This is a genomic window from Shewanella putrefaciens (assembly GCF_016406325.1).
Taxonomy (GTDB): Bacteria; Pseudomonadota; Gammaproteobacteria; order Enterobacterales; family Shewanellaceae; genus Shewanella; species Shewanella putrefaciens.
Map to the genome: position 1 here is coordinate 3,697,879 of NZ_CP066370.1, position 13,963 is coordinate 3,711,841.

12 protein-coding genes are annotated in these 13,963 nt (G+C 44.6%); 4 read left to right on the plus strand and 8 right to left on the minus strand.

Translation table 11 applies throughout. The features are described 5' to 3' along the window. Nucleotides 1-75: 75 nt before the first annotated feature. Nucleotides 76-1,470 (minus strand): PhoH family protein, encoded by a 1,395-nt coding sequence (locus JEZ96_RS16450; protein ID WP_011788021.1) that lies wholly within the window; start codon nt 1,468-1,470, stop codon nt 76-78. A 402-nt stretch (nt 1,471-1,872) separates the two neighbouring features. Here JEZ96_RS16450 and rapA point away from each other — a divergent pair, with 402 nt between their 5' ends. Both rapA and JEZ96_RS16460 read left to right on the plus strand, forming a co-directional pair. Next, complete coding sequence (rapA, locus tag JEZ96_RS16455) at nt 1,873-4,779, plus strand: RNA polymerase-associated protein RapA (RefSeq protein WP_061783079.1); 2,907 nt, start codon at nt 1,873-1,875, stop codon at nt 4,777-4,779. Nucleotides 4,780-4,948: 169 nt separating this feature from the next. Continuing rightward, nucleotides 4,949-5,833 (plus strand): DUF3530 family protein, encoded by an 885-nt coding sequence (locus JEZ96_RS16460; protein ID WP_011919995.1) that lies wholly within the window; start codon nt 4,949-4,951, stop codon nt 5,831-5,833. A 58-nt stretch (nt 5,834-5,891) separates the two neighbouring features. Here the strand turns inward: JEZ96_RS16460 and JEZ96_RS16465 are convergent, their stop codons facing one another. Next, nucleotides 5,892-6,698, minus strand: a complete 807-nt coding sequence (locus JEZ96_RS16465) for a crotonase/enoyl-CoA hydratase family protein (RefSeq protein WP_025008626.1) — start codon at nt 6,696-6,698, stop codon at nt 5,892-5,894. Between the two features lie 518 nt (nt 6,699-7,216). Here JEZ96_RS16465 and JEZ96_RS16470 point away from each other — a divergent pair. Beyond that, nucleotides 7,217-8,212, plus strand: a complete 996-nt coding sequence (locus JEZ96_RS16470; RefSeq protein ID WP_011788017.1) for a response regulator — start codon at nt 7,217-7,219, stop codon at nt 8,210-8,212. A gap of 18 nt (nt 8,213-8,230) precedes the next feature. Beyond that, nucleotides 8,231-9,205, plus strand: a complete 975-nt coding sequence (locus JEZ96_RS16475) for a sensor domain-containing diguanylate cyclase (RefSeq protein ID WP_011919997.1) — start codon at nt 8,231-8,233, stop codon at nt 9,203-9,205. 71 nt (nt 9,206-9,276) lie between these two features. Here the strand turns inward: JEZ96_RS16475 and rraB are convergent, their stop codons facing one another. From rraB to JEZ96_RS16505, 6 genes are all read right to left on the minus strand, one after another. After that, a complete protein-coding gene (rraB, locus tag JEZ96_RS16480) occupies nt 9,277-9,681 on the minus strand; it encodes a ribonuclease E inhibitor RraB (RefSeq protein WP_011788015.1) in 405 nt (134 codons plus the stop codon). A gap of 43 nt (nt 9,682-9,724) precedes the next feature. Then, nucleotides 9,725-10,468, minus strand: coding sequence for a 1-acylglycerol-3-phosphate O-acyltransferase (locus JEZ96_RS16485; protein ID WP_025008625.1), 744 nt, complete (start codon nt 10,466-10,468; stop codon nt 9,725-9,727). Between the two features lie 151 nt (nt 10,469-10,619). Then, nucleotides 10,620-11,408, minus strand: coding sequence for a metal ABC transporter permease (locus JEZ96_RS16490; protein WP_025008624.1), 789 nt, complete (start codon nt 11,406-11,408; stop codon nt 10,620-10,622). Between the two features lie 5 nt (nt 11,409-11,413). Further along, nucleotides 11,414-12,322 carry a metal ABC transporter solute-binding protein, Zn/Mn family gene (locus JEZ96_RS16495; protein ID WP_164841988.1) on the minus strand — a complete coding sequence of 303 codons (909 nt, stop codon included), beginning with the start codon at nt 12,320-12,322 and terminating at the stop codon, nt 11,414-11,416. Further along, a complete protein-coding gene (locus tag JEZ96_RS16500) occupies nt 12,306-13,484 on the minus strand; it encodes a hypothetical protein (protein WP_025008622.1) in 1,179 nt (392 codons plus the stop codon). Before JEZ96_RS16500 ends, JEZ96_RS16495 begins: the two co-directional genes overlap by 17 nt. A 77-nt stretch (nt 13,485-13,561) precedes the next feature. Further along, the gene (locus JEZ96_RS16505; protein WP_011920002.1) at nt 13,562-13,852 is read right to left on the minus strand and encodes a hypothetical protein; all 291 of its coding nucleotides are present in this window, start codon (nt 13,850-13,852) and stop codon (nt 13,562-13,564) included. Nucleotides 13,853-13,963: the final 111 nt, after the last annotated feature.

Genomic DNA, 13,963 nt, shown 5'->3' on the forward strand with positions numbered 1-13,963 from the left:
TTAAAAAAGTGTAAATGGGTGCAGAAAAACAAAGGCCTCAAAGACGAGGCCTTTTGGTCATATTCAAGGGTTCAGTTAAAGGTGTTCTTCGGCATATTCAGCCAAACGTGAACGTACAACCCCATTGAGGTACAAGTTAGCACTACCTTCAAAGTCTTTAAAACGCTCAACAATGTAGGTCAGCCCTGAGGTAACGGCAGTTAAATAATTAGAATCGATTTGCGCTAAGTTACCGCAACAAATCAGCTTTGTACCTTCACCCATACGGGTAATCATAGTTTTAATCTGCGAAGCGGTGAGATTTTGGCACTCATCCAATAATACAATTGAGTTTTGAATCGAGCGGCCACGCATAAAGTTAATCGACTTAAACTGAATATTGGCCTTTTCCATAATGTAATTGAGGCTGCCCGTGGGATTCACATCATTCTTGTGCAGCACTTCTAAGGTATCTGTGATGGCGGCGAGCCACGGCATCATTTTCTCTTCTTCTGTGCCGGGTAAAAAACCAATAGACTCCGCTATTTCAGGCGTGTTACGGGTGACTATCACCTTGTCGTAGCGATTACGCTCAACCACAAGCTCAAGGGCTGCAGCCATAGCAAGCAGGGTTTTACCACAACCTGCGGGACCCGTTAAAATCACGAGTTCGATATCGGGATCGAGTAGCGCCTGTAATGCCATGCCTTGATAGACATTTTTCGGTTTAACCCCCCAAGCCTCAAGGTTTTTCATCCGCTCACGACCTAAATCTAAGATATGTAGGTGAGTATCAGTACGCCCCGTGACTCGGCCACAAAAATCCGACTCTGTATCGATAAGGTATTGGTTAATATAAAATTGATCGTTTTCCAGATCCTTAAGTGGCACTTCATGGATAATATGTCTGCCATGGCGCTCGGTAGAAACTTTATTTAAATGTTCCCAAAAATTGCCTTCAAATTGGTAAAAACCTTTACTGAGGAAGCGAATATCATCAATCAACTGGTCGGTACGGTAATCTTCCACTAATTGAATGCCAGCACCTTTGGCTTTAAGGCGCATATTAATGTCTTTAGTGACTAATACGACGGTACGTGGATGGTGGAGGTTTTGTAGGTGAAGTGCAGTGTTGATAATGCGGTTGTCGTTTCCATCCCCCGGCAAGCTGCCTAAGGTAAAATCAACAAGGTGATCAGGGAAAATAGAGAGCGCTCCTATCGCATCGGCATGACCCTCTCGACTCGGCAGTGGTACACCATTAATAATCTGCTCAGGTGTGGTATCACCTCCTAGGGTATCTTCCAACGCCCTGATGGCCACCCTAGCATCCCGACTCACATCACTCTTTCGATCTTTTATCTGGTCTAGCTCTTCTAGCACTGTCATCGGAATGACCACATCGTGCTCTTTAAACGAATAGATCGCCAAAGGTTCATGCAGTAACACATTGGTATCCAGTACAAACAACTTTCTGTCGTCTTGTTCCATGGCGCCTCCAGAGTGCTTGATTGATGTCTACGCTACATCCTGTCTCACGTTAGATTGCATGGCTCCTGTCATTAGCTTAGATAAGGTTAGAATGATCTTTAGGTTCAAACATCTAGCTCGAAAAAAGCTAAAGGCTTAAATTAATACTGGCACCAAACTCACCAAAGCTCAATTAAGTTTGCCATTGTTTAAGTCTGTGACTCGAGGGCAGTGTAGGTCCCTCGATATGACAGTAGCATGACAAATCGATGGCCGACTACGACAATTTTCTGACTTGTTCAATTTGTAATCTAGCGTTTGGGGAATTAGGCTCTAACGGGTGAGAGGGCGATTCAAATATTGCCAGTATTGGTATAACATACGCGCCCTTTGTTAAAGTCCGCCCAGAAATGAGAATTTAAGATGCCGTTCGCCTTAGGTCAACGTTGGATAAGTGATACCGAGTCAGAGCTTGGTTTAGGAACTGTGGTTCAAGTAGAAGGCCGTATGGTCACGGTGTTATTCCCTGCAACGGGTGAGAATCGCATGTTCTCCCGAGCAGAAGCCCCTCTGACACGCGTCACCTATAATCCCGGCGATACGGTTGAAAGCCACGAAGGTTGGAGCTTAACCATTGAAGAGCTTACTGAAAAAGACGGCTTAGTGATTTATCACGGTATTCATAGTGAAACGGGCGAGCAAGTTACTCTGCGCGAAACCTTGTTAAATCACAATATTCGCTTTAATAAACCCCAAGACCGTTTGTTTGCCGGCCAAATTGACCGCCTCGACCGTTTTGGTGTGCGTTATCAGTGCCAAATGCTACGCCATAAACTGGCAACCTCTGATTTACTCGGTCTGCAAGGTCCGCGAGTTGGCCTGATCCCACACCAAATGTGGATTGCCCATGAAGTCGGCCGCCGTTATGCACCGCGGGTATTGCTCGCCGACGAAGTGGGTTTAGGCAAAACCATTGAGGCAGGCCTGATTATTCATCAACAACTGTTGACCGGTCGCGCCGAGCGAGTACTCGTTATCGTCCCTGATACTCTGCGTCACCAGTGGTTAGTCGAAATGCTACGCCGTTTTAACCTGCGTTTTTCAGTGTTTGATGAAGACCGTTGTGTGGAAGCCTACGCCGACCATGACAACCCTTTCTATACAGAACAGTTAGTGATTTGTTCACTCGAATTACTGCGTAAAAAGAAACGCCTCGATCAAGCCTTAGATGCCGATTGGGATTTATTAGTCGTCGATGAGGCGCATCATTTAGAGTGGACCGAAGAAGCACCAAGCCGTGCCTACCAAGTGGTTGAAGCTTTAAGTGAAGTCGTGCCCGGCGTATTACTATTAACGGCAACGCCAGATCAACTCGGCCACGAAAGCCACTTTGCGCGTTTGCGCCTACTCGATCCAGATCGTTTCTATGATTACGATGCCTTCCTCGCCGAAGAAGACAGCTATAAAGACGTCGCTATGGCCGCAGAAGCCCTCGCAGGCAACGCAAAATTACCCGATGCTGCGATTAATAGCCTGACCGAATTACTCAGCGAAAAAGACATAGCGCCTAGCATTCGCTTAATCCAAGCCGACGGCATAGATAGCGAACTACAACAGGCCGCCCGCAGCGAATTACTGCAAGAACTGCTCGACCGTCACGGCACGGGTCGCGTGCTCTACCGTAACAGCCGCGCCTCGGTAAAAGGCTTTCCAAAGCGCTTTTTTAATCCGCATCCTCAAACCATGCCAGAGCAATACCTCACGGCTGCGCGCGTGAGTAGTATGATGGGCGGGCATAAAACCTTAGAGGCCAAAGCTGCGCAAGCCTTAAGCCCTGAAAAACTGTATCAAGAATTTGAAGATAACAGCGCCAGTTGGTGGAAATTCGATCCCCGTGTGGATTGGTTGATCGCGTTTTTAAAATCCCACCGCAGTAAGAAAGTGCTTATCATCGCTAGCCAAGCGGAAACTGCACTCAGCCTTGAAGAAGCCCTGAGAACCAGAGAAGGTATTCAAGCAACCGTATTCCACGAAGGCATGTCGATTATCGAGCGCGATAAAGCGGGCGCTTACTTTGCCCAAGAGGAAGGTGGCGCACAGGCACTGATCTGTTCTGAAATTGGCTCAGAAGGTCGTAATTTCCAGTTTGCCAGCCACTTAGTACTGTTCGATTTACCGCTCAACCCTGACTTGCTAGAACAACGTATCGGGCGTTTAGATCGTATCGGTCAAAAAAATGATATCCAAATTCACTTGCCCTACCTTGAAGATACCGCCCAAGAACGCCTAATGCAGTGGTATCACCAAGGGCTCAATGCCTTTGAACTCACTTGCCCAAGCGGCCATGTGCTTTACGCTGAATTTGCTGAAGATTTGCTCAATGTACTTGTGGGTGATGACGCGGATGAACTCACGAATCTGCTCAACCATACTCAGACCCGCTATAAAGAACTCAAGCACGCCATGGAACAGGGCCGCGATAAGCTGCTGGAAATCAACTCCCACGGTGGCGATAGAGCAAAGACCATTGTTGAGCGTCTTGCCCAAAACGATGAGAACACTCAACTCATTGGCTCAGTGATCCGTCTATGGGACATTATCGGTGTCGATCAAGAGGATAAGGGTGAGAATTCCATTATCCTGCGCCCGAGTGAACATATGATGTTCCCAACATACCCTGGCTTACCAGAAGATGGCGTAACTGTGACCTTTGACCGCGACACAGCACTTTCGCGTGATGATATTGCGCTGATCACCCAAGAACATCCATTAGTGCAAACGGGCTTAGATTTGATCACAGGCTCAGAAACGGGTACTACCAGTGTCGCAGTATTAAAGAATAAAGCCCTGCCTGCTGGCACATTATTCTTAGAACTCATCTACATGGCCGATGCTTCTGCGCCTAAGTCGAGCCAGTTATACCGTTACTTACCACCCACACCTATCCGCATCTTGCTGGATAAAAATGGGAATGATCTGTCGGCCAAAGTGGATTACGCCAGCTTTGATAAGCAGCTGAGTGCGGTAAATCGGCATATCGGCGGAAAGTTAGTGACTGCATCACAACCAATCTTGCATCCACTGTTTGCCAAAGGTGAAGAATACGCACAGGCCGCTGTAGATGAGTTAGTTATACAAGCGCGTGAGAAAATGACAACACAACTCACGGGAGAATTAGACCGCTTAGAGTCTCTCAAAGCCGTCAACCCCAATATTCGTGAAGAAGAGTTGGAATACCTACGTAACCAAATGCAAGAGCTAAACACCTATCTTGACGCCAGTCAGCTACAGCTTGATGCCATTCGTATGGTATTGGTCAGCCATGTGTAAACACACAGCCAGATAGACTTAGTACTTAAAATAACGCCCAGCGTAATTATACTCTGGGCGTTTTTATTTTAAGGATGACACTATTATCTAAAACATCGCCCACTGATAAGTGTTCAGGTTATACTCAAGCGAAGTAATTTGTAATACTACACAGTGGGTTATCCATCCTATGGCACACATCTTTTTAGCTTTTTGGGTTTTGTCCTTAAGCCTGATGACGTTACCTTGCCTAAGTGCAGAGCCTAATACGTCCACTGAAACTCCTAGAGCTAACCCCACGAGGAACTATCTACCCGCTAATGAAGTAAAACAAATCACCATAGATAACAAACCCTATGAATTATTAGTTCGCCCATGGGAAGGAAAAAAGAAACTCGGCGCAACCATTATTTTACCCGCTACCAATGGTACGGCTGATTCCCCCGGCCTAATGGCATTTTTGCGCCGTAATATTAATCCTGCGGGTTGGGCAAGCTTAAGTTTAACGCCGCCCAAAGAATTGCCAGCCCCCAATTTTGCAACTGCAGCAGCGGAAGTCACCACCGCTGGGGCAGCACAATTAGCAACACCATCCAATAAGCCCAGTCAGAAAATTAAACCTGAAGACAGCAATAAACACCTACAAGAACAAGAAGAATTTTTAATTAAAACCATGTCACAGCTCGATGGCATAGGTACAGACTATCCGGGTAAGCGAGTCCTTATTACTGCGGAACAAAGTGCGGGAATATTGATAAGCCTACTAAGCCAAAAGAAGATTGCCGATCCCGACGTATTGATTGTCATTAATCCCTACAATGAAGATGAGACACGCAATCAAGCCATTGCAGAAAAACTGGCTAAACTCACGATGCCAATCCTAGATATTCAATCGCCCGATGGCCACCCTGCCTCACTAGAGACAGCCGAACAACGCAAAATACTGGCTGTGACCTTAGGGACTCCAAACTACCGCCAAACTACGCTGGTACTCAACTTAGATAATGAAAGTGCTTGGCAAAATTGTTTGAACACGATCAAGGGGTTCGCCGCCAGAATGAGCGGCGCACACTGAGAGATAGGTTTTTACGAAATATCTCATCTATTCCTAAGTGCGTTCAACATTCCCAGTATTACCAACCAGACTGGCGATCCTGATAAGGTTTTTCAGGATCTTTAAGCTGCCGTACCGCTGCAATAGTACGATTTTTGCCTAACAAGAGCCGAATTTGGCTCAATGACTCACGGCTTAAGAGGCTACGTACTGAGGCCGTCCAACTCCTATTAATGCTGAGCTTAATCGCCGCGGTAGCATCGGGTGATGTCTTGATTAGCTCTCTGGCTAATTGCTCTGCAGCAGCCATTGGCTGCTCAGATAACTGAGTGACTAGTCCAAGAGCGAAGGCTTGTTCCCCTGAAAGAACCTTAGCAGTCAAACTTAATAACATCGCTTGATCTTTAGGCATAATTTGCCTAAGTGAAACTAATCCCGCCATATCGGGCACTAACCCCCACTTAGCCTCCATAATCGATAATTGACAGTCATTGGTGGCAATACGTATATCTGCGCCGAGCGCAATCTGCATACCACCACCAAAACAACATCCATCAAGCACGGCAATAACAGGGACGGGTAAGCGCTGCCAGCCAAGGGAAACGCGCTGAGCAAGATTAGCGTTCCCAGGTAACCATTTAAAAAGTAATTTCACCGGTTGCATCGGTGCGGACATAACACTTTTAACATCAAGCCCTGAACTAAAGTTTCCCCCAGCGCCTGAAAGAATAACCACTCTAATGGCTCGATTTTTCTGAATTTTCTTAATTGCTCTATCTAATTCGCTAAACATTAAATAGTTAATCGCGTTCATTTTTTCAGGACGATTAAGCTGCACATAGGCAATGCCATCGCTGATAGTGACTTTTACACATTGGGTACTCATCAAATATTCCGTTACTGGTCAGTCCAGAACAAATGTTAACACATTTGGTCTAATCCACTAAAAGATATAACATAAACCTTAATTTTGACCTTAGTCAAAATATTGTCAGCCTTAATAAATTTTGGGTAGTGTTTATGTTAGGCTGTAACAACTAAACCTGATAACTACAACTATCAGCAACTTACGCAATTTATACCCCAATTAGGGCATAGATTGGTGGTAATCACACACTCTGATGGCAAAATCTAGGTTAATAAATACCAGCACAAAGCATATCAGCGGTCAAAAATGATATGAATACTGCAACGCTTTTTACAGCTAAGAACAAGAGTTTATTCAGTTACATATAAAATTAATTGAGGAATTTATCCCCATTAATTAGCCATATTAACTAATAAAATCTGCAAGTTATAAATAGAAGATATAAATCAGATTTGCCCGAAGACCGCAATTCATCCGTCGGACCTGAAAATAAGTGTTATCTTCAATAAATGGGCAAATAAGGATCACCAGTCAGCATGACAATATCTGTACTCATCTGTGACGATTCCGCTATGGCGCGCAAACAAATGGCTCGCACCCTACCAAAAGAGTGGGATGTGGAGATTACTTACGCCACCAACGGTGCCGAAGGGCTAGACGCCATACGCGCAGGTAAAGGAGAGGTCGTCTTTCTCGACCTCAATATGCCTGTGATGGATGGCTATGAAGTACTGCAAACGGTACAACAAAACGACCTCCCCGCCCTTATTATCGTGGTTTCAGGCGATATTCAAATCAAAGCCCATGAACGGGTAAAAGCACTAGGTGCATTGGATTTTATTCAAAAGCCCGTTAGTGCCGATGCCATTAGTAATATCTTGCAGGAATACGGCATTCTGACTCTGACGCAAAAAGCGCTCGAAGATGAAACTCCGATGATTAAGGTGGATATGCGCGATGCTTGCCAAGAAATAGCTAACGTTGCCATGGGGCGCGCTGCCGATCTGCTTGCCAAGTTACTCGATGTATTTGTATTGCTGCCTATTCCAAATGTGAACGTACTTGAGGTGAGTGAACTCACCATGGCTCTAAAAGCAACAGAGGAAAGTTCAACTGTTTCAGCTCTTTGCCAAGGGTTTATTGGCGCAGGCATTGCGGGTGAGGCTCTACTGCTATTCCATGATTCCAGTTTTCAGGATATGGCAAAACTAATGAGACTCGCCGATCCTGAAGATAAAAACACCGAAATTGAAGTGCTTATCGATACTGGTAACGTGCTAATTGGTGCATTCCTGAACGGGATTTCCGAGCAACTCGATATGAAATTTAGCCAAGGGCATCCAGTTGTGCTTGGACGCCACTGCACAGTCAATGATCTTATCCACGATAATTCAGAAAAATGGCAGAGAACACTCGCAATGGAAATAAACTATCGTATTGAAAACCATGATATTCAGTGTGATTTATTATTGCTCTTTACTGAAGACTCGATCCCGACACTCAGCTATAAACTTGGCTATTTACTCGATTAACCAGTTGGATTTAACTTTATGTCAAACGACCAAAGCGCAATGAACGAACTACACTGGCTCATTGATATGGTACAAACCATTGAAGTAGGCTTGGTGGTGTTAGATCGGCATTACAATATCCAACTATGGAATGGCTTTATGGAGAATCACAGCGGTGTTTCTCCAAATTCAATCAAAGGCCAAAATGTATTTACGCGTTTCCCCGATCTACCCGCAACTTGGTTAAAGCAAAAAATGGAATCGGTTTTTATGCTCAAAAACCGAGCATTCATCAGTTGGGAGCAGCGCCCATACGTGTTCCAGTTTAAAAATTACCGTCCTATTACTGGTCGCGCTGACTTTATGTACCAAAACGTAACACTCCTCCCGCTGGCCTCATTAACGGGCAAAATCACCCACATCAGCGTGATTGTGTATGATGTCACTGATATTGCCGTCAACAAGTTACAGTTAAAAGCGGCAAACGAACAACTCGAACGCCTAAGCCAAACCGATGGACTCACCCAACTGCATAACCGTCGGCACTGGCAACTATGCCTAGAGCATGAATTTGACTTATATGCTCGCTATAACGATATCGCGAGCCTAGTGATGATAGACATAGATAACTTTAAATACATTAACGATACCTATGGTCATGTCGCTGGGGATAAAGTGATCCAACATATAGCCCATATTCTCAGCCAATCTTTACGGGAAACCGATTGCGCAGGACGTTATGGAGGGGAAGAGTTCGCAGTTGTTATGCCAAAAACCAGCGGTGAAGATGCCTTACATTTTACTGAACGTCTACGGGAAAAAATTGCTGAGTCGACCATAGTGTATGAGAGCCTAAAAATAAAAGTGACTGTCAGCTTAGGGGTGTGCGAGATAGGCAAGCATATTAGTAGTAGCTCAAGTTGGATTTCCTGCTCTGATAAAGCACTATACGAAGCAAAGCAAAAAGGTCGTAACTGTAGTGTACTACATACTGAAAAAACAATAATTACATGATTTTAAAGACAATAAAGCCCATCTCAATGGGCTTTTTATTATCTTTGTGGATGCTTAACATTTAATCTAAATTAATGCGGAAATCCGTCATCTTCTTCGTCTTCATCCTCGTCATCCATATCATCGCCAACAAAATAAGTGCCCCAACCATCGTAGTCCACTTTCTGTTTAGCGGCTAACTGTAGCAATTGCTCAGTCGCTTTATCGATTAATGCTACATCTAACTTATGGTGAGCCACTGCATCGAAACAGAAGATCACAGAACCATCTTCTAACTCCATTTCTTCGGCATCGTTGACTTCAAAGCCCAGTTTAAAGGCATCTACTGCTGCTTTTTCGAGGCGATCAAAGTTGGTTGATGAAAAATGATGCTCAATCACATACTCCGCATCAGGCTCAGAGCCATCATCGAGTAGGGCTTGCACTATGTCGCGATTCTCGGCAAGTTGTGCTTTTAACTGACTTTCAATAGACATAAACGTGTCTCCGTTAAGATAAATCTGGCTCAAATTGAGGCTATTATACGCCATCATCCATAGGAGTTTTACCCATTAATGTTGCCGCTTCTCGGTTTATCTCATTAAATTTTGCCGACATACTGTCATAAATTTGTGCAGAAAAAGCTTTAACATCCGCTTTGTCTATATCCGCAGTGGGTATTGGCGCCATCATTTCGATAATAACAACCCCATTATCCCAACGATTTAAATTAATATGGCTCTGACAGGAAGCTAACACGGGCACAATTGGGACACCTGCTGCAATCGCTGTATGAAAAGCCCCTGCCTTGAAGGGTAATAAACCACGTCCTCGAGAACGGGTGCCTTCCGGAAAAATCCATACAGATAAACTTTTTTGCTTAATTTTCTCAACTGTCTTCGCCATCGTATCAAAGGCACTGTGTCGATTTTTCCGATCAATGAGAATATTGCCCGACAACCAATAAATTTGGCCAAATAGTGGCATCCAAACCAAACTTTTCTTACCTAAGCTAACCGTGCCCTTAGGAACGGCCTTAGTGTGAGTAAAAAGATCGAAGTTATTCTGATGATTTGCTAAGAAAATATAGGGGCCATCCTGTACCTCTTTATGCCGACGAACGATCACTTTTATCCCTAAGATCGGTGCAACAGAAGAGAAGATCTTGGCGAACATATGTACATTGTCACGGTGTCGAGGTCTAAGTAAACACACCAATCCACCAAAAATAAAGGCAAGCAACAAAGACACCGCCAACAGCATAGATCTGACGATTAACAGCACAGCATACTCCAACGATAAAATTGGCGACAGTATAGCCAGCATGGCCTATGGACTCAATATATTGTTTACATCTGTAAGCCGATTCGCTAACAAAAAAAAGCCCATCAACTCATTGTAAATACAGTGTGTTGATGGGCTTTAATTTCAACATCTAATGTTTAGAGGCGATTTGAGCAGAAAAAGTCCCTAATTTAGCTAACCACCAACGAAATACCAGCGCACTCACGGCCAATGTAGCAACAATCGCCGCACCGCTGGGTAAATCGAAAGCTGCAGAAAGCACGAGTCCAAGTAAATAGCCAATTAACCCCACAAGGTAGGCATAAAATAATTGACCTTTTCCACGGTATTTATTCAGTGCTAGCGCGGGCAAAATTAAGGTGCTGAAGACCAGATATACACCAACAAGCTCAACTGAGAGGGTGATAACCAGCGCAAATAACAAATAAAATCCTGCGCCATCAAGGATTTGAGGGCGCAGAAGAAATGTTAATAGCACAACAGCATAAACCACAGTAGGTAAGATTAACTGTGGCCAACTGACCCATAGGATCTGCCCTGACATCAATTGTTTTAGTAACTCAGCCCCATGGGGGTCGTTTGCCAACAACAACATAGCTGCAACCGCTGACAACACGTAAAAACAACCAATCATCGCTTCTAGCTCATCCGCCATACGCTTAGATAACCAAGCAATAAACCCTGCGCCTGCAAGGGCAAACACCGCTGGCATCCACACATGAGAAAAAGGTATATCTTCTACCCTGTGATCCATATGAGCGACGATGGCTCCCAAAGCCGCCACTTGTGCTATGGCTAAATCAATAAAGATAATGCCACGCTTTAGAACTTGTCTTCCGAGTACAACATGAGTCGACAACACTAAAACCCCAGCAGCAAATGCTGGCAGCAAAATCGACATCAGCTCCAGATCAAACATAGGCGTTATTTCACTCCATTTAAGAGGGAAATCACACTGTCATAAAGGCTGAAGAGATCCTTACTGCTATCATTACCACCCACTGACATGGGTAGCATTAGCACTGGCAAATGGGATTTTTCACCTAACCATTTTGCACCGCGCTCATCTTGATAAGATGCCACAACAACGGCCAAAATATCACCTTGCTCAGCGCGCGTTAACAAGCTAGCTAAATGCCCGCTAGTTGGTGCTAGACCAGGTTTAGGTTCTAAATCAGCCACTTGCTCTATACCAAGCCAGTTAAATAAGTATCGAAAACTAGAATGGTAAGCGATCACTTTTTTACCCTGTAGCCCTTTTGCTTGCTCTTCCCAACGCGGAATGGCAGCTTGCCAGCGCGCGGTAAAATCCGCTAAGGACTGTTGGTAATGCGCTTCACTCGCAGGATCAAGCTGAGCCATCTTACTGGTTAAAGCTGTGGCAACCTGAAGCAAACGCATAGGATCAAAATGCAGATGCGGATTTCCTTGGGCGTGTACATCCCCCATACTACGATCAACACTGGCTAATTTATCTAGTGTCTCAATGTGATCGGCAGCAAAGAATAGGCCCTTTTCCGTTGATTGCACCTTAGCGTTTGCCGATTTCATTTGTAACATAGGTAACCAACCTACCCCCAAATCAGCCCCCGCACAAACTACAAGATCTGCTTGGCGCATTTTAGCAATCAAACTCGGGCGCGCTTGCACTTGGTGAGGATCCTGTAATGCAGTTGTCGCCGAATAGATGTTAGCCGTGGGCGCTAATTCCTTCGCCAAGGCCGCATACTCAGGTTCACAGGCAAACACATTCAGCTCAGCATGGGCCAACCCCATATAAGCTGCAGAGAGCGCCACTGCAGCCAATTTCACTAATTTAGAATTGATGCGCACCGTGAGCCCCCAACGTCATAATATACTGAATAGTAAAGATGTTATCGTCTTCAATGCCATCAAAATTCGTCCCTTTTTGATTAGTATACTGAAAACGAACCGTCGAGAAATGGCTCGAATGCCATGCCAGTGTGACCTCTGATTCCTTCAACTTTTGTGCATGAAAATGATCGCCATGGAGTTCTTGAGTATCAACTTCACCATAACGCACTCCAGCAGACCAACTTGGTGTAAATTGGTACACACTACTCAAATACCAACCTTGATGATAATCCTTGCTCGGAGCATCTTCTGGATGCAAATCTACTGGCGTAAAATCCGTCACACGAAAATATTCACCGCTCAAGGTTAAATTTTGGTATTTGTAGTTACCATTAGGTGCCCACTTATAAACAAAATCAGCCCCATAGGTATTTTTACCCGTATAAGATGCCGCATGGCTATGATCATGTCCTTCTTCATGTTCATGTTCATCTTCTTCACCTTCCTCATGGGCGGTCACTTGACCATTTTCGTTACGCAAGTAACTTAAACCTGCTTGCCATGAGCTGTTATCGCCAATGTCACCACCGATTTTGCTGTATAAAGTGTAAACCCCGACATTTTCAAATTCACGCTCACCATGCTCATCGGCCGCACGTAAACTTTCTCCTTTAAAGGCTTCTACACCCATAGTCCAATAAAGATCGGTTGGAGCAACAAAGTTTAAGCGCACACCATCATCAAAGTAATGACCACCTAAAAAGGCACGGTAGGCGATAGGACGATCGGTGAAAGAATCAGTATGTAAGTGTTGGTTATTAAGGTAACCAATATCCGATAAAAAACGACCACCACGAATAGAAAATCCCCCTGGCATCGCCATCGTCTGGATAAAGGCTTCTTCAAGGTTGAGCTCACTCTCACCATCATGGATTTCAACAACGGCAGTCACCTTGCCATAGAACATATCATCAATATTGGCACTCATGGCTAATTCAGTTTCACCTAGACCAAAACCTTCAGAGGTTTCAGATAAAGGCCGTTCGCCCGTTTGGTAATAACCATTTAATACCGCGCTAATATTAGGGTTGGTCAAGCTAGAATCAGCGGCAAACAACGAAGGTGAAGCAAACGCGCAGGCTAATGCCACCAAAGAAACTTGGGTGTTAAAAACTGTCATAATATCTCCAAAATACAACAAACGCTCGATGGTGAAAACCATCAAGAAATACAATAAGTTAAAATATGTAAGTTGATTTAGAGTAAAACAGGTGGAGCGCGACTACGATAAACACTGATGTGTTTTGAGAGGAAAACCGGTAGAACAAACTCAACAACATCAAACCGCTGTACGGCTAAATTAAGCACCAGTGGTTGAGTCAATAAGATTTTATTAAATTGATGCTGGTGGAAGCAGAGGGTGCAGTGAGTCTTAGCACCATCATCAAGGTGCGTCACACTATGGGCTGAGGCAGCAAAAGACAGCAAAATCAATAGGGCCGCAAGCCATATTGAAATCATGCGTCTAATGTGACTTGGAAGTCTCACTCAGTCATCCCCATAGTTAAAAAGTGACACAAGTTTATGTCAGGCGCATAGTAAGTTGCAATAAGACAACCTACCGCCAATACGTTACAAGATATTTGTCTTTGATATGTT